This is a genomic window from Ruegeria sp. CJ9, from assembly GCF_056536625.1.
In genome coordinates, this window is record NZ_JBQFPY010000007.1 from 156,845 (window position 1) to 176,552 (window position 19,708).

Below are 19,708 nucleotides of genomic sequence, written 5' to 3' on the forward strand. Positions count from 1 at the left end.
ATACCGCGTGGGGCTACTCTTTCAACAGGAGGTGGCCCCATGCGTCGAATACTGCTTGCACTATCCCTCAGCGCCGGTTTGGCCTCGGGCGCGTTTGCCCAAAGCGCCGAGATCGAGAAAAACATCGCGGCGCAGATTAAGGCGTTTGAGGCTGATGATTTTGCCACCGCCTTTACCTTTGCCAGCCCCAATATCCAGCAACTGTTTCAAACGCCCGAGAATTTCGGCGTCATGGTTAGGCGCGGCTATCCGATGGTCTGGCGTCCGGCGGAGGTTCGTTTTCTGGAATTGCGCGAGGTGGCCGGGGCGCTGTGGCAAAAAGTCATGATCACTGATGACGCTGGTAGGGTGCATATCCTGGACTATCAGATGGTGCAGATGGACAACGGTTGGAAGATCAATGGCGTGCAACTGCTGGGCAATTCTGATCCGGCAGCTTGATGCAACACCACCGTCACGGTGATATGAGCGGCGGTTAATCCCTTTTCGGTACTCAGGCTTTTGCGTTCGGGGCGTGTGTCTCCGGGCACTGGGTTTATGCGCGCTGATGCGGCGCGATTGGGAAAGGGATTTCTATGAACAAGGCAATCACCGACGGTATCGTGTTCACGCCGCCTGCTTTCGCAAATGGTTTGAATGTGTGGTCCAGCGGCGACGGGACGCCCGGCTCGCCTACCTATGACGGATCGGGCACCGGCGCATTTGTTCCGGCGGATGCGGATTTTGCGGGCTGTCTGGAAATCCTGAAAGTCAGCACCACCCAGCGCCTGCGTTACATGGGGCAGACGCCGTTGCTGCCGGGCTGTTACCTGCAAATCAAGGCTCGGGTCAAAGCCATCAGCGGCCCGCTGCCCGAGGTACGTATCGCCGGATGGGCTGGCGGTACCGGGGATGTTCAGGTTACCGGTGTGGTCGAGCAAGGCCCGGCCACGCAGCTTTCGGGCTATGGCACTGTGCACGAGATCACGGCCATTGTCGGCACCGGTCAACGCCCTGGCGTGGATATGCCATGGGGTGTACAAGCCCTTTACGGGCATTTCGGTCTGGATATCGACGGCGCAAATGGGGCGGTTATCCGCGTTGATGATATCGAGATTTCGGATGTCACCGGTGTGTTCCTTCGCAATCTCATCAGTCTGGTCGATGTCCGCGATTTCGGCGCGGTCGGGGATGGCGTGACGGATGACTCAGCTGCGTTTGAGGCCGCGGATCAGGCTGCGAATGGTCGTCGTATTTTCGTGCCCGAGGGGACCTATCTGCTGGCGCAAAACACGTCGGTGGCATCCGAGATCGAATTTGAAGGCACCGTAACAATGCCGGATGACAAGATGCTGCTGCTGACCAAGAATTTTGATCTGCCGACCTATATCAATGCGTTTGGTGATGAAATGCGGGCCTTTAAAAAGGCGTTTCAGGCGTTGTTGAACAATTCTGACCATGAATCGTTGGATATGGGTGGGCGCAAGGTATCGGTAACCGAGCCCATCGATATGGCCGCTGCTGTTCCGAACCGGCAAACCGGATTCTCGACGCGCCGTGTGATCCGCAACGGACAGTTTGACGTCAAAAGCAGTACGGCCTGGGATACCGAAACCTTTACATCGGTCGCGACCTACAACCCGAACGATCCCACCCGGTTGGTGAACGTGGCGAATGTGGCCAACATTCCGGTTGGTTGTCTGGTACAGGGGAGCGGGGTCGGTCGCGAGATTTACGTGCGTTCGAAGAACGACGGCGCGGGTGAAATCACGCTCAGCGCGCCGCTCTACGATGCGTCTGGTACGCAGACATTCACGTTCCTGTCTTTCAAGTACCTGCTGGATTTCAGTGGTTTCAGCACGCTGCGCAAATTTGGAATGGAACAGATCGAATTCCAATGTAACGGCCGCAGCAGCGCGATCCGTCTGGCCCCGTCAGGCAGCACCTTTGCATTGGCGAACTGTTTTGTCAGCCGCCCCAAAGATCGCGGGATCACGTCTATCGGTACTGGTTGTCAGGGCATGTTGATCGATACGTGTCAATTCCTGTCCACCGAAGAATCCTTTAACGTCCCAGACCGTTCGTCGATCGCGCTAAACGCGACGGCCAACGACGTCAAACTGCGCCACAACCGGGCCGTACGGTTCCGCCATTTTGCGGTTCTGGGTGGCACCAACAACATGATCCTCGGCAATCACTTTTTTCAGGGCGACAGCATTCCACAAGGTGTACGCAGCCCTGGATTGGTCATGATCGGCACTTACAACAGCTCGACAATCTCGGGGAACTATATCGACAATTGCTCGATCCTGTGGACCAACGAACGTGACGCAGATCCGGTTTACACAACCGGGTTTTCCTTCAGCTCGATGGCCATTACCGACAATATTTTCTATTCCAGCGAGGCCCCGCCCTGGTTCACTTACCTCATTGTTCGTCCCCATGGTGCAGGACACTTCCTGAACGGTGTGATCGTGACCGGAAATAAGTTCCGCGCAACAAGCGGTGGTATCACGCGGGTGGAACGGGTGGATACCTCATTTGCCAGTATGAACAACTATGCGCATCGCAATGTGATGTTTGAAAACAATACCTTTCACGGCGTTGACCAAAAAGTTGCGAACCCATTGCGGGTCAAGCATACGCAAGGAACCGCAGCGCAAGCCTGGTCCGTTCAGACAGCCGGAGAGCTGCCTTTCGGGGGCTATGCGCGTAGTTGCGACGCGGTTACGGCATTGGGAGCTTTGAGAAATACATTCGGCGCGGTGACCTATGCCACCCCCTATGTGCAGTTAGAACAAGGTGCGTCGAGAAACGCGATCAACCTGCGCTGGCCCGAGGCGGTCCGCGGAGAAGTCTCGACCCGCATTCGTATGGAAAGCTGACAACTGGGATGGCCACACTTTTGCAGGGTGGCCATTTCACCGGTATCAAAACTCTTCCCAAAGCGCGATTTTCAAACCAGTATCGTTGCGGGCATCGTTGCGTTCAAGGCCCAGCACCCAGGTGGGCCCTTTGTCGCGCGCACGGATCATGACCGAGGGCCTGGCCCTCCAAAATAACGAGTGTCCAGAGGTATAAGCCGTTTCCACCTGTATCAGAGGATTGAGCAATCGATCTGACGAAAGGCCCGCCGTGATATCCAGTTTGCGATAAACCGCGTCATGTGTGCGAATTTCCAGGGCCGTGTCGACCGCAACCCAACCGTTGCCCCAACCGGTTTGAAACCCTTTGCCATAGGACAGGGTCAGTTTGTACATCGCCCAGGCGTCAAGTTGCTTGTGGTGGGCACCGGCCCCGAACTCGGCCGCGAAATGCCCCCATTTGTTGAAATTGGCCACGGGAACCCGGGCAAACAACAGGGCGTGGCCGTAGAAATCCCGGCTTTGTTCGAAATCTACCCCGATTGTGAGGTTCGGCCTGTATCCGAATTCAGCATAAAGCGCCGTTTTGTAATCATAGCTGCCGTCACGGTCTTTGAATGCAGTGACCGAGGCCGCGGTGAACGCTGCGTCCTTCTCACGCAGCCATGCGCCGGACCAAGCCGGGGCTGCGGCAAGCAGCAATACCAAAAAAGCGAGAACCCGGAACATGCACGCAGTTTCCGCAAGCATGGTTAACGGTTGGTTAGTGTTTTGTTTATTTTCTGGAAACCAATCCAAGGCGACGTGTCGTTTAAGGAAACACAAGACCTTTCCAAATCCTGTGTTAAGCTTGCAAAAGAAAAGGGAGATTCCAGATGCCGAAGATTTCCAAGACCGCGAGCGTCCAGACTGTCATCACCACTTTTGAGATGACACCGGGCACCTGCCACGATCTGTTGGATGCGTTGACCGACGCCTACGCCGAGTTTATCTCGAAACAGCCGGGATTTGTTTCCGCAGGGCTGCATGTGAACGATGCGCAGACGCGGATTGCCAACTATTCCCAATGGAACCGTCGTGAGGATTTTCTGGCAATGTTGCGAACGCCGGAAATGCGCGATCGCAATCGCAAGATCAACGAGATGTGTAAAAGCTTTGAGCCGGTGATGTATGACGTGGCCGAAACTTTTGGCAGTTCCTGACTTGTATCAAAACCTTAATCGAAAAATTCAGATATGGTGGCTGAAGAAAGTAGAGGCTCACCATGTATCACAACATTCTTGTTCCAATTTCATTTGATGCCGATCGGGATATCTCCGGCCCGCTGAAACTGGCCGAGATTTTGGCAACACCAGATGCTCAGGTGACACTGCTGCATGTGGTCGAGCATATTCCGAACTACGCGATTTCCTACATGCCACCGGAATATCTGACCGCGGCCCGCAAGGCGGTCCAGGGCGAGCTGGATGAGTTGGCGGCCAAGCTGTCCAATGCGACGGGTGTGGTGATCGAAGGGCATTCTGGGCGCACCATTCTGGACTGGGCGGAATCCCACAAGCCTGACCTGATCATCATGGCCTCACACCGGCCTGGCATGCAGGATCTTTTGTTGGGCTCAACCACAAACCACGTGGTCCGTCACGCCGCCTGCGCGGTTCACGTGGTGCGCTGATCAGGCCGCAAATCGCTGGGGGCAAGGCGCCAGGCCTTGCCGAACCCTCCGTTCAGAACGGCGTCTGAAATGGCGAAACGCACAAAGCTGAAATCGGTGAAATCGACATAGAGTTTCGATTTGGGTCGCAAGGTCAGATACCGCGACCGCAAGCTGGCATGTTCGGCGCTTTCACGGGCAACGAATGTGGCTGTGGCATGCAATGTCAATCGGGGATGGGTCAGCGGGTCGCCGGTGTTGCCGGGTTCTCCGATTAGCAACGCGCAAACCGGATTGGCACGCAAGGCGGCTGTATGATCCGCCAATGTCGAAATCAGGGTCATAGGGCTGCCCGCGTCATCCGTGGCCAGGCCGATGCGCGACACCGAAGGCACCCCTAGGTCCGGTCGCAAAGTGGCAAGCGCACCATAGGTTGCGCCCTCGATCAGATCACGAGTCAAACATCGGGCGGTCTCATCGACCGGGTGAAATGGGCTGGATTGGCTCATGATGTGCGTGGTTCTAGCTGTTTGAAACAAGCATAAGATACCCCCTATGCCCTCTCTGTGCGAGGGCTTGTTTCCGGGTCAATTGGGGTCTCGGTTTCGCCACAAATCGAGGGTAACAGAGGGGAATGCAGTTTAGAAAACCCACCCCTGAAACGGAATCTTCTGCCCCCAAGGTTTCGCGGCGTCAAAAACGGGCTGAGGCGCAGCGGAAACGCGCATTATCCCCGGTTCGAATTTTCCTCATGGTCCTGATGCTGCCGGTGACGACTATGGGTATCGTCGTGGGGGTCTATCTGCGGACGTCTGAGTATAGGCACGAAGAAGCTTTGCTGCATCTGATTGCCCTGGCCGGGTGCGGCGCGATTGAAACCATTGTGCCGGGGCCATTCGTTGAGGGCGGTCCTGGGTATCACCCGCGCAATGACCCCGATGGCGATGGTGTGGCCTGCGGAACGCAAAGGTCGATTTCCGGGCAGAGCGCAGTGCCGCAACCGGCTGAAACGCCCAGATCGCGGACAGTCGGCAACGCCAAATTCCTGCGGCCCTGACCCCAAATCTAACAGAATCCCCGTGACTGTGGTACACTCCGCCGGACGCGTCGTTTTGGCCGTCATTGGGGGATTTCGCCCAGATAGCGAGGAAAATCATGTTTGCACGTATTACTCAGTTCAAGATGAAGCCCGGAATGCGGGATGCGGCCGAGGCAAAGATGAACGAGCTTAAAGATCAGATTATGGGCATGGAAGGCATGCACAGCTTTACCAATGTCATGAATGAGGACGGTACCGGTTTTGTTGTGGCCGTGGTTCAAAGCGAGGAAACCTCGAACGCCAACGCCCCCAAAGTGGCGGCGCTTTGGGGACATTTTGCCGAATTCCTAGAAGGCCCGCCATCACCGGCCGGGTTCGACGTGGTTGTCCATTGGGATAAAGGATAGGTCCGCGTATTCAGGGCCAAATTTCTCAACTCCAGTACCAGACTTTTTCAGGAGGAATGTTCAATGAACTTTTCGAAATGCGCAGCTATGGCTTTGATCGCAACCCTGTTTTCCGGTGCGGCCATTGCTGACACATCCAAAGATTTCCTGACGGCGACCAAGGTGTCTCAGATTAAGGATATGGGCGCACAGCAAATGGACGGGGCGTCGATAGAAAAGATCGTTTCGGGGAACACTCTCAAGAGTTCCAACTGGACCTGGACGTTTGAAAAAGATGGAAAACAATCTTCGACGGCAAATGACGGGTCATGGACAGATAAAGGCACGTGGTCCGTCAAAGGCAATGAACTTTGCCGGGAATCTGATACCTCTGGCAAAGGCGAACGCTGTTCGAAAGTCTATTTTATGGGCCGTGACCTGAGGTTCACTGACGGCAAACGCAACTTACATGATTGGTGGGTCAGCTACTAAACGCATGGAAAGAAAGTAAGCGAGAGGATTGATCTTCTCGCTTGCTTTCAGTTGATCCTGCAAGCCAAGATCGGGCCATGACCCGTGATGAATTCAACAGCTTTTGCGCCAGCCTCAAAGCCACCAGCCACGTGGTGCAATGGGGCAATGCGGATGTGTGGAAGGTGGGCGGCAAGGTCTTTGCGATCTGCGGTTGGAACGACGGGTGTGATGCGTTCACCTTCAAGACCACCGATCTGGCTTTTGAGGTGCTGGGTGATGAGCCCGGCATCCGCCCAGCGCCTTATCTGGCCTCGCGGGGGATGAAGTGGCTGCAGGTCTATGAGGAACGCGGAATGAGCGATGCTTCCCTGCGCGAGCATATCGTGACGTCCTATGATCTGGTCGTGGCCAAGCTGACCAAGAAGGCGCGGGCCGAATTGGGCGTCTAACCTTTCATCGCGTGCAGCAATTCCAGCAGACGTTTTCGGTCGTCATCATCGGCGTAATCTCCGATCGCCAGACGCTGGGCGATGTTCAGGCGCAGGCGTTCGTGCTGGGTACGCACTTCTTCTCCGGCGGTTTCCGCCAGAGTTTTCATAATCGCCGCTACGGCCTGCTGGCGCTTGGTGGTGGGGTTGGCGATGTAATCGACAAGGCTCTGCTGCCCGGAATCGAGGATGTTTTCGGCCAGATCGCGCAACTGCTCACCATTAGGCAACAGCGGGGTCGGGGCGTTCTCGGGCGGCAGGATTTCCGGCACGCTGCGCGGGGTCTCTGCCAGCGCATTTGCGCCGTCAACGAAGGCCTCGGTGATCATCCGGGTGATCTTGATCGCGCGCGGGTCCTTGAACAGGGCCGAGGCGATGGCCACGCCGTAATCGGTATAGACCCAAGGGTTGACCCGCCGCCCGCCGCGGCCCTTGGGTTTTGAGATCACATTCTGTGATTGCAATTCGGCGACCTCGGCATCGGTCAGCTGAAAGCGGTAGCCCTCGAACAGGTCCTTGTTGCGCGAGACGGCCTGATTGAAGGCGCTGACGGATTTTCCGTAGAACTGCGCCAGATCCTCGGCCAGCACCACACGGGTGCCGCGCACCCGGTGAATGGCGCTTTGGACCTCATGCGTGCTGGGCAGGGTGTTTGGGTTTGTCATAGCAACCGTTTGGAATCACAATTTGTGATTTCAAACGTGGAGGAGTGCGCGCTGGGCTGCAAGGTTGAAGTGTGGGGTAGGAGAAGCAGGATGGATACATATTCCCATCCTGCATGCACGCCCAGTTTACTGAATGGTGTACTTAACTTGGTTGGGAGATGCGGCAATGATAACAATTTCCTTGCCGGCTACGAAAACTGGTTTGCCAATCTGGGCCGCAATGTTGATGTCGCGAATACCTGCAACTTGGTCCTGAGGTGTATTCGGCGGAACAATAATGGGATAGGTACTCGTACTGCTTGATCCATAGTACGGAACGCCGCCGATGTTTCCTGTGAAAGTACTCTGGCTGCTTGGGTTAACTACTAGCGGGGAGCTATTTACCGTAGTTTTTGAACTGTGAATCAAAACGTCCCTGCGGACAAACTGAGCTTTATCATTGGCATATCCATTGTAGTATACGGTGGTGGTACCGGTAGGTCGCGTTCTTCCGAAAATATCAGCTGCTCCAAATGCATTTGGCAGGCTTTCAGAGTTTTCTATAGTGAGTACGGTATCTCCGACACCAGCAATGTACTCGCCATCAATGGATTTAGAGGCAGTGCTAATTTTGGAGTGATCTTGAATTTCGCCGCATGCCGTTAGCGAGAAAATTGAAACAATTAAAAGATGAAACCAACGGTATTTCATTGTTTGTTCTCCGAGTCTTACCGTGCAGCACGATGTTCCTTTCGCCGCGTTAATTCAACCCAAAGAATAACAAACACGATTACCGCCTCTTCCTTTTCACATTCCCGCCCCGCTGACCCGGCCGTCCAGCCGTTGACCGTCCGCGTGATTTCACGGCGTCTTCCGAGGCTTTCTCGACCGCCCATTGGCGCGCCATGGGGTCGTCGGCGACGGCCAGATCGACCGCTTCCAGACGTTTGATCTCATCCCGGATATTGGCGGCCTCTTCGAATTCCAGGTTCTCGGCGGCCTTGCGCATCTGGTCGCGCAATCCGTCCAGATGGGCCTCGAGGTTTGCGCCGTGCATCGGTTTGTCGATGGTGGCGGTGACGCGGTTCATGTCAACGTCACCTTCGTAGAGACCGGCCAGAACGTCTTCGACATTCTTCTTCACCGTTTCAGGGGTGATGCCGTGTTCCTCGTTGTAAGCGAGCTGCTTGGCGCGGCGGCGGTTGGTTTCATTCAGCGCACGTTCCATCGAACCGGTGACCTTGTCGGCATACATGATCACCCGGCCATCGGCGTTCCGCGCGGCGCGGCCGATGGTTTGAACCAGAGAGGTCTCGGAACGCAAAAAACCCTCTTTATCCGCGTCCAGAATGGCGACCAGCCCGCATTCGGGGATGTCGAGCCCTTCGCGCAGCAGGTTGATGCCAACCAGCACGTCGAACGCCCCCAGCCGCAGGTCACGCAGAATCTCGATACGTTCCAGCGTGTCGATGTCCGAGTGCATGTAGCGGACCTTGATGCCCTGTTCATGCAGGTATTCGGTCAGATCCTCTGCCATGCGTTTGGTCAGGGTCGTGACCAGCGTGCGGTAGCCATCGGCGGCCACCTTGCGCACCTCGTCCAGCAGGTCGTCCACCTGCATGGATACAGGACGGATTTCGACCTCAGGGTCTAGCAGGCCGGTGGGGCGGATCACCTGTTCGGTGAAGACGCCGCCGGTCTGTTCAATCTCCCATTTTGCCGGGGTGGCCGAGACAAAGACGGATTGGGGGCGCATGGCGTCCCATTCCTCGAACTTCAGGGGGCGGTTGTCCATGCAGGAGGGCAGCCGGAACCCATGTTCAGCCAGCGTGAACTTGCGCCGATAGTCGCCCCGGTACATACCGCCGATCTGCGGAACGCTGACGTGGGATTCGTCGGCAAAGACGATCGCGTTGTCGGGGATGAACTCGAACAGGGTCGGGGGCGGCTCGCCCGGTGCGCGGCCTGTGAGATAGCGCGAGTAGTTCTCGATTCCGTTGCAGACGCCGGTGGCCTCAAGCATTTCCAGATCGAAATTGGTGCGCTGTTCCAGTCGCTGCGCTTCCAGCAATTTGCCCTCGCCCACCAGTTGATCAAGCCGGGTGCGGAGTTCTTTTTTGATCCCAATGATGGCCTGCTGCATGGTCGGTTTCGGCGTCACGTAGTGTGAGTTCGCATAAACGCGCACCTGCTCCATTGTGGCCGCGCGTTCGCCAGTCAGCGGGTCGAATTCGGTAATGGTCTCCAGTTCCTCGCCAAAGAACGAGAATTTCCAGGCGCGATCCTCAAGGTGGGCGGGCCAGATTTCCAAGGAATCGCCGCGTACCCGGAAAGACCCGCGCTGAAACGCTTGATCGTTGCGCCGGTATTGCTGGGCGACCAGATCGGCCATCACCTGTCGCTGGTCGTATTCGTTGCCGACCTTTAGGTCTTGCGTCATCGCTCCATAGGTTTCGACTGAACCAATACCATAGATGCAGGAAACCGAGGCGACGATGATCACATCGTCCCGCTCTAACAGTGCCCGCGTGGCCGAGTGGCGCATCCGGTCGATCTGCTCGTTAATCTGGGATTCTTTCTCGATGTAGGTGTCCGACCGCGCCACGTAGGCCTCAGGCTGATAGTAGTCATAGTAGGACACGAAATACTCGACCGAGTTCTCGGGGAAGAAGCCTTTGAATTCGCCATACAACTGCGCTGCCAGCGTCTTATTGGGTGCAAGGATGATAGCCGGGCGCTGGGTCTCCTCGATCACCTTGGCCATGGTAAAGGTCTTGCCCGTCCCCGTCGCGCCCAGCAGAACCTGATCGCGTTCACCGTCCATCACACCCCCGGCCAGCTCCTTGATGGCCGTTGGTTGGTCACCCGCTGGTGCGAACTCGGTATGCATAACGAATTCCTTGCCGCCTTCCAGCTTCAGGCGGGCGCGGACATCCTCGGCATTCATCTGGGTCTTGTCGGAATGAGCATAGGCCATAGGGGAAGATTCCTTTCGCGCCTGATTTTGATCTGTTTTTGTTCTTGTTCAAGGGGGCATTTCCAAATGCCGAAATTGCGACAATTGCGGACTTGTCCGCGCCGCCTGCCTGACGCATAAACATCCCTATCCAAATGAGTACGGAGAGGCGACATGCGCGCACGGATTTACCAGCCCGCAAGAAATGCAATGACCTCGGGAATGGCCAAGACCCGCAAGTGGGTTTTGGAATACGCCCCCGCGTCATCGCGCGAGGTTGATCCGCTGATGGGCTGGACCTCGTCCAACGACACGCAGACCCAGGTGCGCCTGAAGTTCGACACCAAGGAAGAGGCGTTGGATTACGCCAAGGACAACGGGATTGATGCGCAGGTCAGCGAACCGCATAAGCGCAAGCCCAACGTACGCGCAGGTGGGTATGGTGAAAACTTCGCCCCGGGTCGTCGGGCACCCTGGACCCATTGACCGAAACCCTTGGAATGATCGACATCCGCGAAGTGGATCCCGGAGCGCAGGACATGCGCCCGATCATTCAAGCGCATTTGGCCCATAGCTGGGATGCCACGCCCCAGACCTCGAACCACACCCTGGACGTCGATGCATTGCGAGAGCCCGGCATTCGATTCTGGGCATTGTATGAAGCGGGTAAACCGCTGGGATGCGGAGCGCTTAAAGCCTTGCCCGATGGCACCTCTGAGGTGAAATCAGTGCATGTCGTGACCGCCGCCCGTGGCCGTGGTCTGGCGCGAGTGATCATGACCTACCTGGCTGACCTTGCCCGTTCAGAAGGTGTGACGGCCCTGGTGCTGGAAACTGGGGCGGAACATCTGACGGAATATGATGCCGCGCGCAAACTCTATGAGGCGCTGGGATATACCTATTGCGGACCGATATTTGGGTATGAGGCCGACCCGAACAGCGCCTTCATGCGCTTGGGTCTTGAACCCCGCCCGTAAAAACCGCAAGAAGGGCGCAGCGGTCCCTTAGCTCAACTGGATAGAGCAGCTGACTTCTAATCAGCAGGTTGAGGGTTCGAGTCCTTCAGGGATCGCCATTTCACCAAATCATCGAAATACCAAAGAAAGAAATCTTGAACACGTCCGTTGTCGCTGTACCAAGGTCGGTCGCAATTGTTGGAGATTACTTGGATTTCAGTGGGAAGGTGCTTTGCCATGATTTCGACCCGTGTTGCACTAGCGGGCAACGATACGTTCAAGTTCCGAGCGGTCAACTTTAGATGCGTGGCGTTTGTCCATGGGGATTTTGTGAACTGAAATCACATTGGGCACGCCAAAATCCGACGCGAATTTACGCCAATCCTGAAGGTGATCACGCCGCCCTTCGACACATAGCGTCGGTCTGGTCCCAGTGTTGATCAACGCACAGCGCGCAACACCCGGCCATTGTCTTGCCGCGACTTCAATCGCAAAGGGAAAGAGCAGGCCCGATTTCACTTCTATTTCAGACCCCACCCGACCCCACAACCACAAGCGTCCCTCTTCATCCAACGTGCCGGCGTCTCCGGTGCGATGCCAGATGACGGCGCCTTCTTTGATTTTATTTTCGCCCGAATGTGCGGGATCAAGATAGCCGTCATTCACGTGCGCCCCAGCGACCTGTATCTCGTTGTCGCAGATACGGAGTATGATTTCAGGAACCGGATACCCCACAAGTAGACCTTTCCCTTCGGCCATCTGTCGGTGATCGTGTTCTGAGATATCTGTGGCATCAAGGTGGGCAATCGGTTCAGCCTCGGTCGATCCATAGACACAAACCACGGAAAGCCCGTTTCGGGTTCGCAACGTGTCAACAAGGTCCGGAAAAACCGGACCGCCACCCGTGAAGACCGTGTTCAACTGTCCGGTATTTTGGGTTTGGGTCAGTTTTTCGCAAATTGAGGGTGGAATGAGGGCGCGAGTAACTTGCTGCTTTTGAATCCAGTCCGCCAAGTGGGTGGGCGCAAGGCGGTCAAACTTGCTCAGCCGCCAGTTTGGCATAACGGTGGTGCGCCCTGCGGCCAGGTTGATCAGGGTGAACACCGGAAAGGCCACCAAATCCCTTTCAGCCTTGTCGCTTTCTAGAAGGGGAGCAATGGCGTCGTGTTGCGCCATTAAAAACGCATGCGAGCGCGGGATGGCCTTGGGCTGGCCTGTCGTTCCGGAGGTGAATGAGATCAAGGCTGTGTCATCGGCCTGAATCTGATGATTGGGCGGCGAGCCGGGGCCTTCTTTGGGCGTCAGAAGTTGCAGCCTCCAAAGCTCTGGAATTAGAAACTTGAGCAAAGAGTACGCGCCCGCTGCGCAGAACGCCTTGGGCGAAGTGCCCCGCGCAGCGTGGCGCAAACCGGCCAGTCCCATTGCCGGTTCCGGCAGCACAACGGTTGCACCCAACGACCACAGGGCCGCCAGGCTCGCATATAGGTCTGCGTCGACGGGCATTGCCAGCAATACGCGGTCGCCTGGCCTGATACCTTTTGCGTGCCATCGGCCTGCCAGTTTCTGCATGCGAGAGTGCAGTTGCTGAAAACTGATCTGGCGGCCTTTGCCGTCCACTATGGCGGTTCTGTTCGGAAACCGTTCAACCGCAGCAGCAAAATGTGCTATCAAATCAGCCATTCAGCTTACGTCCAAGCAGAGAGTATCGCCGGAATATAGTCGCCCCTTCTGCCGCACTGCGATCAGCGGACTTATTGTCGTCGTGGATCAGGGCATGGATGGCAGTGTCGCACCCCATCTCTGCAGCCGCTTTGTGAAACCTGTGGGCCAGATGCCGCCCTGCACCCGGTTCCAGACTTGCATAGGTTTTGAGGATCGCGGAACTGGGGGTAGCCCCTTCGGCATAGTTGGGAATGCCGAACAGAAAACCCGCCAAATTGCCATCGTGGCGACGCGCAAACAGGATCAGTTTACGCTTCATCATCGGCACGACAGGCAGGTACATGGCCAGGAACTCGGACTCGGAAATCGGTTTGTAAAACGCATTTTCCGAAAACGCCTGTGCAGACAGCGCGAACACCTGGCGAAACAAGCCTTCGGGATCATTTCCATCCCACGCTTCCACCTCAAAACCATCGTTTTCAGGCGGTGCCACTGAGTCGGTATCCTCCAACCGCACACGGGCCGAGAAATACCGGCTGATTTCGCAAAAACCCGCGGATCGGAAGACTTCAGGTTCATGCGCTTTGTTGGTCGGCTCCATCAGGAACGGAGCGGATCCGTCGCTGTAGGAGACGAACCGGTAACTGTGCCAGGTGTCCCCTGACATCGGCCCAATGACCCGGTCGATGCCTGCGTTTCTGACCAGTTCTATACCCGTATCCAGAATTTCGGCACCGGCTTCGGGTGATTTGCATGAAAAGTCACCGAATGTTGCCGCTTGTACGCCCTCCCAATTGGGGCCGTTCAGGTAAACGGTCAGCTTCGCATCAGCGGTTTTGATTGTCTCTTTGGTCATGACGCGACTCCGGCAAAAAAACCTGCACCGATCGATCCCGCAACGGAGTACGCGTAATAGATCAACGGAAGGGCAAGGGCCAATACTGTTAACCTCAGCACCCGATCTTTTTCAAACCACCGCGGTCTGATCCACGGTACGGCCGTCATGCAGATTAAGGAAAGCAGCGCCAGAATTGTCAGCGGTTCGGCCCAGCGTGCAGGTTCCGGGTTCAGCGCAGTAGCAAAGTGTCTGACTAAGAATAATGTTGTGGCCACCACAAGGATCGCAAGGATTTTGCCTCGCAGCGCCAGAACGCTGAACCCCATGGCCAGCCCCATCGCACTGAGGCCATAAAACGATACGGCATTCCACCCGGTCGCATTGCCAAGCGCCAGCCATCCGAAACTGAACAACCCCAGAGACGCCACGACATCCAGATCCGGGTACTTGCTGTCGCAGGGGGTCGATACCCGTGCCCAAAGATGCGTCGCCAGTACCAAAATAGGCAGGACCGCATTTTGAAGTGCAGTGACCGCCAGCAAGAGGAAAACGGTGATGACGTAAACCCGTGTGGCATGTTTGGTAAGACCCAGCCTTGCGCCCAGGATGCTGAAACCGCCGAGCGAGGCCAGAAAAACCAAGGCTATGGTCGCCAGCTCAATCAAGGAACTGTCGAAGTGTACGCTCAGAAAAATCAGGAGGCCAAGTGGGAGGAACAGGTTGTCAAAACCCCGCCAGCTTTGGGCCTCGACCAGGGTTCCAAACGCAGCAACCATAACGCAGAGCATAAGGGTGTTCGCCGGTGGCAAGGCGGCCATGAACAGAAAACAGACGATCGCGATCAGCATCGTAACCACGAAAAAAACGACCGATCCCTCGACGCTTTTCTCACCATCCTCGACAATGAACCGCCGCGTTCCATACGCGGTTCCGGCCAGCGCGGCGGCGGCGTCTGCCAAGGTCAGAACCGCAATCGGCAAGATGTAGAACAACAGGTTGTCCCCGGCCAGCAGGAAGCAAAGCCCCACCGACAACGCGAGCAGGAAGTCACCATATGATGTTCGCTCCACCCCATGCAGGGTCGCGCCAAGACCTTTCGAATAACGAGGAAGACGCAAGACAAGCATCACAAGCATTGTGGCGGCGATCAGCATATAAACCGGCCAGCGGTCGGGAAAGATCCAGGGCAGCAGCAACGCAAAGAGCCCCGTGCTTACATGCATCAGTTTCCGCTGCACTTCGGCGTTCAGCCCTGCAGCTTTGGCCAGATGGCGGATGACCATCATCACGCCGAGCAATGCCAACACCGACCCTGCCGCCAGCAATATCTGCATGAGAACGGTCAAGGCCGGACCTCTTCGACCACGAAATCCGAATAGAAGAAGGCCAGATCGCGAGCCTTCTGTTGTGTTTCGATATCGGTCAGGGTTTCAATCCTGTCCCGGTAATCCGCTGGTACACGGCGCGGCGCCATCATGTTCCAATACACCAGTCGCGCATTTGGCTCTGCAGCACTCAGGATCGCACCATAGACCTGCTTGAAAGTATCAGGGGACATGTATTCGAAAATGTCGGACAGGTTGAACCCGCTGGCCTTTTCGCCTGTCGCGACGAAAGCCTCGAGCGAGCCAAGGCGAATATCCAGGCGATCCAATCGGGACCGGACAGTTTCATAATGTTCCGGACGCCACGCCATCGGCAATGCGTCGCCATGGGTGCCCTTCAGAATCCAGTGCAGATAAGGGTTTTGCGATGGATCGGTCGCGACCCCGGCATGGCGCAGTCGGCGAGCAACATGTTGGGCCGGGCTTCCATCTACGTGGTCGAAAAACGCGCTGTCCCGCCCCATCCGCCCCATCACGAATCGCGAGAAGAAAGTGTTTAGCAACAACCGCCATCGGAATGTGTTGAACCGCGTGTCGAAAAAAACCTCGCGTGCGTCGGGGGGGCGGGGCGTGAACACGTCGTCGACGGTGCGGCGCGAATGGACCAGCGGTAACAGCCAAGTTCGAAAGATGCGAAAATACCGCTCGAACTTACCGACGCCGCCGATGCCGTGTCTGTCTACTTCGGACGCAAGGGTCTGCCAGAAGGCGTTTGTTTCTTCATCGGTTTCTTCCAACACCCGGTTCAGCAAAGCAAGCCGCCGCTTACTTTGGCGCGAGCCTGTCAACTCAATGAACTCTGAATGCGTCAGCACCTTATACGCCGCGATCCTGAGCTTGAGGCAGGCGATCTGAGCCGGGGACAAATCCAGCACCACAACACGCGCGGGATCGAGTGTCAGCATGGCCAGCGCATTGTCTCCGGCCGAACATATCGACACCAGTGTCCGCCCCGTGCAATCACCCAATGCGGCGGTCAGGACGTCCGCGTCCTCCCACAGTTGGGCGTACCGGATATGGTCGAAATCCGCCTTTTCTTCGATTTCACTGCTACGCATCGCACCGCTCCACGGCGCCGCTTGCCCCGTCGACAGACAGTACTTCTCCGTCTTTGATCCATTGTGTGGCCCCTTTAAGGCCAACAACGCAGGGGATACCCAATTCGCGCGCCACAATGGCCGAGTGGGACAACAAGCTGCCACGTTCGACAACGATGGCAGAGGCGTTCGAGAAAACGGCGATCCAGCCTGGATCGGTGTGGCGGGCGACCAGTACTTCGCCGGGGTTCAGCGCCTCGGTCCGAGGATCGCGGATCACCCGCGCACGTGCTTTGACTTGACCCGCGGAACAGCCCGTTCCGTACTTTGTCCGTGTGGCATCTGCTTCGGCCTCAATCGAATCAGACCAGACAGGCGCGATGGCAGGACCTTGGATTTCAATCCGTTCGGGCGGATCGGGGCGTTGGGATGAGGCCGCATCTTCGGCTTTGCGTCGTGCAACGATGCCTTTCAGGTCAGGCGACAGGTTGAACCCCTCGACCGCGCCAAGGACTTCATGCGTTGTCAGAAAGAACACATCTCTTGGTGTTTCAAGCAAGTCGCGCGCGGTAAATTCCCGACCGATCCCCAAAAACACACGGCGCGCATAGCCAAAGATGCGCGTGCGTTCAAAGCGCAGGTTTTCGCGGTCGCGCACACGCGCCTTGGTCCAACCCAAAATCCATTTCGCAACATGTCGCTTGATCGGGCTCGCTGGGAACAGTGCCTTCCAATCCGGTTCACGGCCTTCCTGACGCCCGCCGGGAGGATGATCGGCGCAGGCGGCAATCGCCAGCAACAGGCTTGTCGGGTCGTCTTGCAGAGGGATGCTTTCCAGCTTTAGCTCTTCGGTGCATCGGTCTCCGAATTTCTCAAGATAGGATTCAACTTCAGCCTCGATCTGTGGGTGCGCGGACAAAACGGACAGCCGCGCGTCAGCTTTCAACTGTTCCGTGATACCGGCGGTGCGCACCAGATGGCCGATCCGGGCAATGCGCTGCGCAGGTTCGGCTGACACGATGTCACCCTGGCCGATCATCAGGTCATTATGCAGCGTCAGGCCGTCTTCACCAAGCCACCTTTGCAGCAGGTTGCGCGACCCGCCAAATGCAATCATGCACAGAAAATCATTGATCAATGGGGCATCCCACCGATCCAGCAAGGTGCTTTCGATGCGGCGGTATTCGGCTGCAAGCTGGGTCGCATTAGACGCATCTACGTCCAGCCCCGCCTGCAATACCCCGTTCAGCCTGTCATAAAAGCTTCGCCGCGTCCGTGGCAGGCAGATGGCCTGCCAGATCAGCCCGGCCGCGACCTTGCCCAGCTTTGCGTATTCCACAATCCTGCGCCAACCAACCGAGGGGGGTGGGGCAAGGGCATCCGTGACCTCTCGCGGCATGGGTTCCGACACGCCCATCATCGTTTCCATATAGTCGCGGTTCAGCGAAAACCCCGGCAACAGGGCCAAGGCCCGATACCAGTTGATCAGGTTGTAATAGACACGCCCATCCACGCGCCCGAGCAAATTGTCGAACACCGTTGGATTCTGGTCGACCGTACGCTTGGAGACGCCCAACAACCTGACAAACGCGCGGTAGACCTGAGCATACACGTGCAGAGCAAAGGAATAGGTCAGCGGGCTAACGATACCGGGATAGCTTTCGACAATGTTCGAGTTGTCGAAAATCGTCAGCGTTGTGTCGGCCAAGGCCGCGGGGCGCAATGGCGTTGTGATTGGTCGGGCCTGCAGAATATGAAGCCCCTGTGCATCAATGGCCCATTCAATATCCTGGGGCGATCCGAAAAGCTCTTCGGCTTTACGCGCGAGGGCGGCAATGGACTGCGCGTCACTCACCATTAAATACTCAGGCTTATCCGGTGCGCTTTCAGGTGCGTCATCCGCGCCTATGATCCAATCTTCCCCGTCCGTCTCACCAGAAACCAACTGCTCAGCCAGACCATCAATTGCCGAAATTACGACCACACCGCGACGACCGCTAACCGGGTCGGCGGAAAATGCGACACCTGCAGATTTTGGATTAATCATGCGCTGTACGATGATCGCGGGTCCTTCGGCCTCGCCCCCGGATTTGACCGCGCGGTATGTCTCGACCGTCTCTGAGAAACCGGAATGCCAGACCTTTTTGGCCGCTTTCAAAACAGAGCTGCCCGAAACGTTCAGAACCGTTTCGTATTGTCCCGCATGGCTGTGTTCCACACCATCTTCGGCCTTACCAGAGCTACGAACCGCGTAAAGCCCGGTTCCGAGTGTTTTCAGCGCGGCAGTCAAAGCCGATTTCAGACCGTTTTGAGCAATGGGACCGGATTTCCCCATGCGGAATGCATCGCTGGTGATGACAAAAAATGCGGGCGGGGCAAAACCATGCTGCGTAAGATGCGATAAAGCAGCTGCCTTGCCCCCTACAACGGAAACATCGTTTGCATCCGATTGGGCGACGATGAAGGTCATGTAAGCGCTCCGATCAGGTACGGAAGGAAACCAGCTGTGGCGTAGCAGAAAAACACCCATAGGCCGGCGATTGTGTCCATCCGATCTTGGGCTTTCACTGTCGGCGCCTGAACATAGCGTTTTGCTGCCAGACAACAGGGGATCAGGGCCAACCCGCCGATCAAGGCGCTTAACCAACCAACGCCGGTTGCGGCACCTGTGCCCACAAGCAGCGCATAGGATATCAAAACGCAACCCACCCAGATGCGCCCTGCCTGAGGCGGGCCCCATAACCCGGAATAGGTGTCCACGCCGGTGATCTCATTTTCGGGTGCCCACAATTTGCGGCCAATCTCAAGCACACACCCGTTCACGAAGGACAGCGCCAGAAACAACCACAGGAAGGGTGCCGCCTGACCTTTTGGCAGCCATTCGATGCCAGTCAGCAGCAAATCGATCAGAGGCATGATTGCCATATGGCTTAGCAGGTACAGGACCGGTCGTGCCTTCAACCAGGCGGGCGCGCCAAATTCGACGGTCATTGCCCCAAGCCAGATCCAGACTAAACCCAATAGCCACAAGACCGGCGGGTACCACAGCCAGGCGGCGGCAACAGACAAAGGCACGGTCAACAGGCCCCAGCCCAATACTTCGCGCTTGGATACCAGACCACGTGGAATTGGCCTGTCGGGCCGGTAACGTCGGTCATCCTCGGCGTCTTTGAATTCGTCACAGACCCGCATCTGGAAAAACAGCGCCATGGCAAGGATAAAACCGGCGGCAAATGCAGGCCATTCCGGCAGGGGGCGATCCGCCAGACGGGCGGACACACATATACTGGCCGCAGAAAACACAAGCAGCAGGGGCACGGTTTTCTTCAGCGGAAATCGCTCAGTCTGA

At 56.7% G+C, this 19,708-nt stretch carries 21 protein-coding genes and 1 tRNA gene; 11 read left to right on the top strand and 11 right to left on the bottom strand.

Translation table 11 applies throughout. From position 1 onward, the window contains the following. Positions 1–39: 39 nt before the first annotated feature. Together ACR0AJ_RS15695 and ACR0AJ_RS15700 are read left to right on the top strand one after the other, a co-directional pair. Positions 40–441 (top strand): DUF4864 domain-containing protein, encoded by a 402-nt coding sequence (locus ACR0AJ_RS15695; RefSeq protein ID WP_170361506.1) that lies wholly within the window; start codon positions 40–42, stop codon positions 439–441. A gap of 134 nt (positions 442–575) precedes the next feature. Then, positions 576–2,864: a glycosyl hydrolase family 28-related protein gene (locus ACR0AJ_RS15700; protein ID WP_480648214.1), complete on the top strand. Its 2,289-nt coding sequence runs from the start codon at positions 576–578 to the stop codon at positions 2,862–2,864. 45 nt (positions 2,865–2,909) lie between these two features. Here the strand turns inward: ACR0AJ_RS15700 and ACR0AJ_RS15705 are convergent, their stop codons facing one another. Continuing rightward, on the bottom strand, positions 2,910–3,572 hold the full coding sequence (locus ACR0AJ_RS15705) for a hypothetical protein (protein ID WP_170350534.1): 663 nt from the start codon (positions 3,570–3,572) through the stop codon (positions 2,910–2,912). Positions 3,573–3,718: 146 nt separating this feature from the next. On the opposite strand from ACR0AJ_RS15705, the gene ACR0AJ_RS15710 reads away from it, so the two are divergent. Next, entirely contained in the window at positions 3,719–4,045 is a 327-nt protein-coding gene (locus ACR0AJ_RS15710) for an antibiotic biosynthesis monooxygenase family protein (protein ID WP_170350533.1), read from the top strand. Positions 4,046–4,107: 62 nt separating this feature from the next. Then, a complete protein-coding gene (locus ACR0AJ_RS15715) occupies positions 4,108–4,515 on the top strand; it encodes a universal stress protein (RefSeq protein WP_170350532.1) in 408 nt (135 codons plus the stop codon). Here ACR0AJ_RS15715 and ACR0AJ_RS15720 read toward each other — a convergent pair. Beyond that, the gene (locus ACR0AJ_RS15720; protein ID WP_480741297.1) at positions 4,500–5,003 is read right to left on the bottom strand and encodes a HugZ family pyridoxamine 5'-phosphate oxidase; all 504 of its coding nucleotides are present in this window, start codon (positions 5,001–5,003) and stop codon (positions 4,500–4,502) included. The genes ACR0AJ_RS15715 and ACR0AJ_RS15720 overlap by 16 nt on opposite strands. A gap of 242 nt (positions 5,004–5,245) precedes the next feature. Between ACR0AJ_RS15720 and ACR0AJ_RS15725 the strand changes: the two genes are divergently transcribed. The 4 genes from ACR0AJ_RS15725 (at position 5,246) to ACR0AJ_RS15740 (ending at position 6,842) form a co-directional block, all read left to right on the top strand. Then, positions 5,246–5,551, top strand: coding sequence for an excalibur calcium-binding domain-containing protein (locus ACR0AJ_RS15725; RefSeq protein WP_254437241.1), 306 nt, complete (start codon positions 5,246–5,248; stop codon positions 5,549–5,551). A 98-nt stretch (positions 5,552–5,649) separates the two neighbouring features. Beyond that, positions 5,650–5,940 (top strand): antibiotic biosynthesis monooxygenase family protein, encoded by a 291-nt coding sequence (locus ACR0AJ_RS15730; RefSeq protein ID WP_170350529.1) that lies wholly within the window; start codon positions 5,650–5,652, stop codon positions 5,938–5,940. A 63-nt stretch (positions 5,941–6,003) separates the two neighbouring features. Beyond that, positions 6,004–6,411, top strand: coding sequence for a hypothetical protein (locus ACR0AJ_RS15735; protein WP_480741299.1), 408 nt, complete (start codon positions 6,004–6,006; stop codon positions 6,409–6,411). Positions 6,412–6,488: 77 nt separating this feature from the next. Continuing rightward, positions 6,489–6,842 (top strand): MmcQ/YjbR family DNA-binding protein, encoded by a 354-nt coding sequence (locus ACR0AJ_RS15740; protein WP_480741300.1) that lies wholly within the window; start codon positions 6,489–6,491, stop codon positions 6,840–6,842. Here the strand turns inward: ACR0AJ_RS15740 and ACR0AJ_RS15745 are convergent. From ACR0AJ_RS15745 to uvrB, 3 genes are all read right to left on the bottom strand, one after another. Beyond that, positions 6,839–7,546 (bottom strand): ORF6N domain-containing protein, encoded by a 708-nt coding sequence (locus tag ACR0AJ_RS15745; protein ID WP_480741301.1) that lies wholly within the window; start codon positions 7,544–7,546, stop codon positions 6,839–6,841. The two genes, ACR0AJ_RS15740 and ACR0AJ_RS15745, sit on opposite strands and share 4 nt — an antisense overlap. A gap of 126 nt (positions 7,547–7,672) precedes the next feature. After that, a complete protein-coding gene (locus tag ACR0AJ_RS15750; protein ID WP_480741302.1) occupies positions 7,673–8,236 on the bottom strand; it encodes a hypothetical protein in 564 nt (187 codons plus the stop codon). A 79-nt stretch (positions 8,237–8,315) separates the two neighbouring features. After that, positions 8,316–10,502 (bottom strand): excinuclease ABC subunit UvrB, encoded by a 2,187-nt coding sequence (gene uvrB / locus ACR0AJ_RS15755; protein WP_480741304.1) that lies wholly within the window; start codon positions 10,500–10,502, stop codon positions 8,316–8,318. Between the two features lie 153 nt (positions 10,503–10,655). Here uvrB and ACR0AJ_RS15760 point away from each other — a divergent pair, with 153 nt between their 5' ends. The 3 genes from ACR0AJ_RS15760 (at position 10,656) to ACR0AJ_RS15770 (ending at position 11,556) form a co-directional block, all read left to right on the top strand. Beyond that, positions 10,656–10,967, top strand: coding sequence for an ETC complex I subunit (locus ACR0AJ_RS15760; RefSeq protein ID WP_170361525.1), 312 nt, complete (start codon positions 10,656–10,658; stop codon positions 10,965–10,967). After that, complete coding sequence (locus tag ACR0AJ_RS15765) at positions 10,964–11,458, top strand: GNAT family N-acetyltransferase (protein WP_367648264.1); 495 nt, start codon at positions 10,964–10,966, stop codon at positions 11,456–11,458. Before ACR0AJ_RS15760 ends, ACR0AJ_RS15765 begins: the two co-directional genes overlap by 4 nt. A gap of 21 nt (positions 11,459–11,479) precedes the next feature. Then, a tRNA-Arg gene (locus ACR0AJ_RS15770) sits at positions 11,480–11,556 on the top strand. A gap of 139 nt (positions 11,557–11,695) precedes the next feature. Here ACR0AJ_RS15770 and ACR0AJ_RS15775 read toward each other — a convergent pair. Genes ACR0AJ_RS15775 through ACR0AJ_RS15800 form a run of 6 tightly spaced genes read right to left on the bottom strand, consistent with a single transcriptional unit; the run spans position 11,696 to position 19,677 of the window. After that, positions 11,696–13,117, bottom strand: a complete 1,422-nt coding sequence (locus tag ACR0AJ_RS15775) for an AMP-binding protein (protein WP_480648226.1) — start codon at positions 13,115–13,117, stop codon at positions 11,696–11,698. Beyond that, the gene (locus tag ACR0AJ_RS15780; protein ID WP_480741306.1) at positions 13,110–13,955 is read right to left on the bottom strand and encodes a hypothetical protein; all 846 of its coding nucleotides are present in this window, start codon (positions 13,953–13,955) and stop codon (positions 13,110–13,112) included. Before ACR0AJ_RS15780 ends, ACR0AJ_RS15775 begins: the two co-directional genes overlap by 8 nt. After that, positions 13,952–15,283, bottom strand: a complete 1,332-nt coding sequence (locus tag ACR0AJ_RS15785; protein ID WP_480648230.1) for a hypothetical protein — start codon at positions 15,281–15,283, stop codon at positions 13,952–13,954. The genes ACR0AJ_RS15780 and ACR0AJ_RS15785 overlap by 4 nt, the downstream gene beginning before the upstream one ends. Beyond that, entirely contained in the window at positions 15,280–16,380 is a 1,101-nt protein-coding gene (locus ACR0AJ_RS15790; protein WP_480648232.1) for a BtaA family protein, read from the bottom strand. Before ACR0AJ_RS15790 ends, ACR0AJ_RS15785 begins: the two co-directional genes overlap by 4 nt. Beyond that, positions 16,373–18,829 (bottom strand): PEP/pyruvate-binding domain-containing protein, encoded by a 2,457-nt coding sequence (locus tag ACR0AJ_RS15795; RefSeq protein WP_170350510.1) that lies wholly within the window; start codon positions 18,827–18,829, stop codon positions 16,373–16,375. The genes ACR0AJ_RS15790 and ACR0AJ_RS15795 overlap by 8 nt, the downstream gene beginning before the upstream one ends. Then, positions 18,826–19,677, bottom strand: a complete 852-nt coding sequence (locus ACR0AJ_RS15800; RefSeq protein ID WP_480741308.1) for a UbiA family prenyltransferase — start codon at positions 19,675–19,677, stop codon at positions 18,826–18,828. Before ACR0AJ_RS15800 ends, ACR0AJ_RS15795 begins: the two co-directional genes overlap by 4 nt. Between the last annotated feature and the right edge of the window lie 31 nt (positions 19,678–19,708).

Excerpts from the sequence above, each read along its gene's own strand:
- ACR0AJ_RS15695 (WP_170361506.1), top strand. The coding sequence starts at position 40 with ATGCGTCGAATACTGCTTGCACTATCCCTCAGCGCCGGTTTGGCCTCG.
- ACR0AJ_RS15700 (WP_480648214.1), top strand. The coding sequence starts at position 576 with ATGAACAAGGCAATCACCGACGGTATCGTGTTCACGCCGCCTGCTTTC.
- ACR0AJ_RS15705 (WP_170350534.1), bottom strand. The coding sequence starts at position 3,572 with ATGTTCCGGGTTCTCGCTTTTTTGGTATTGCTGCTTGCCGCAGCCCCG.
- ACR0AJ_RS15710 (WP_170350533.1), top strand. The coding sequence starts at position 3,719 with ATGCCGAAGATTTCCAAGACCGCGAGCGTCCAGACTGTCATCACCACT.
- ACR0AJ_RS15715 (WP_170350532.1), top strand. The coding sequence starts at position 4,108 with ATGTATCACAACATTCTTGTTCCAATTTCATTTGATGCCGATCGGGAT.
- ACR0AJ_RS15720 (WP_480741297.1), bottom strand. The coding sequence starts at position 5,003 with ATGAGCCAATCCAGCCCATTTCACCCGGTCGATGAGACCGCCCGATGT.
- ACR0AJ_RS15725 (WP_254437241.1), top strand. The coding sequence starts at position 5,246 with ATGGTCCTGATGCTGCCGGTGACGACTATGGGTATCGTCGTGGGGGTC.
- ACR0AJ_RS15730 (WP_170350529.1), top strand. The coding sequence starts at position 5,650 with ATGTTTGCACGTATTACTCAGTTCAAGATGAAGCCCGGAATGCGGGAT.
- ACR0AJ_RS15735 (WP_480741299.1), top strand. The coding sequence starts at position 6,004 with ATGAACTTTTCGAAATGCGCAGCTATGGCTTTGATCGCAACCCTGTTT.
- ACR0AJ_RS15740 (WP_480741300.1), top strand. The coding sequence starts at position 6,489 with ATGACCCGTGATGAATTCAACAGCTTTTGCGCCAGCCTCAAAGCCACC.
- ACR0AJ_RS15745 (WP_480741301.1), bottom strand. The coding sequence starts at position 7,546 with ATGACAAACCCAAACACCCTGCCCAGCACGCATGAGGTCCAAAGCGCC.
- ACR0AJ_RS15750 (WP_480741302.1), bottom strand. The coding sequence starts at position 8,236 with ATGAAATACCGTTGGTTTCATCTTTTAATTGTTTCAATTTTCTCGCTA.
- uvrB (WP_480741304.1), bottom strand. The coding sequence starts at position 10,502 with ATGGCCTATGCTCATTCCGACAAGACCCAGATGAATGCCGAGGATGTC.
- ACR0AJ_RS15760 (WP_170361525.1), top strand. The coding sequence starts at position 10,656 with ATGCGCGCACGGATTTACCAGCCCGCAAGAAATGCAATGACCTCGGGA.
- ACR0AJ_RS15775 (WP_480648226.1), bottom strand. The coding sequence starts at position 13,117 with ATGGCTGATTTGATAGCACATTTTGCTGCTGCGGTTGAACGGTTTCCG.
- ACR0AJ_RS15780 (WP_480741306.1), bottom strand. The coding sequence starts at position 13,955 with ATGACCAAAGAGACAATCAAAACCGCTGATGCGAAGCTGACCGTTTAC.
- ACR0AJ_RS15790 (WP_480648232.1), bottom strand. The coding sequence starts at position 16,380 with ATGCGTAGCAGTGAAATCGAAGAAAAGGCGGATTTCGACCATATCCGG.
- ACR0AJ_RS15795 (WP_170350510.1), bottom strand. The coding sequence starts at position 18,829 with ATGACCTTCATCGTCGCCCAATCGGATGCAAACGATGTTTCCGTTGTA.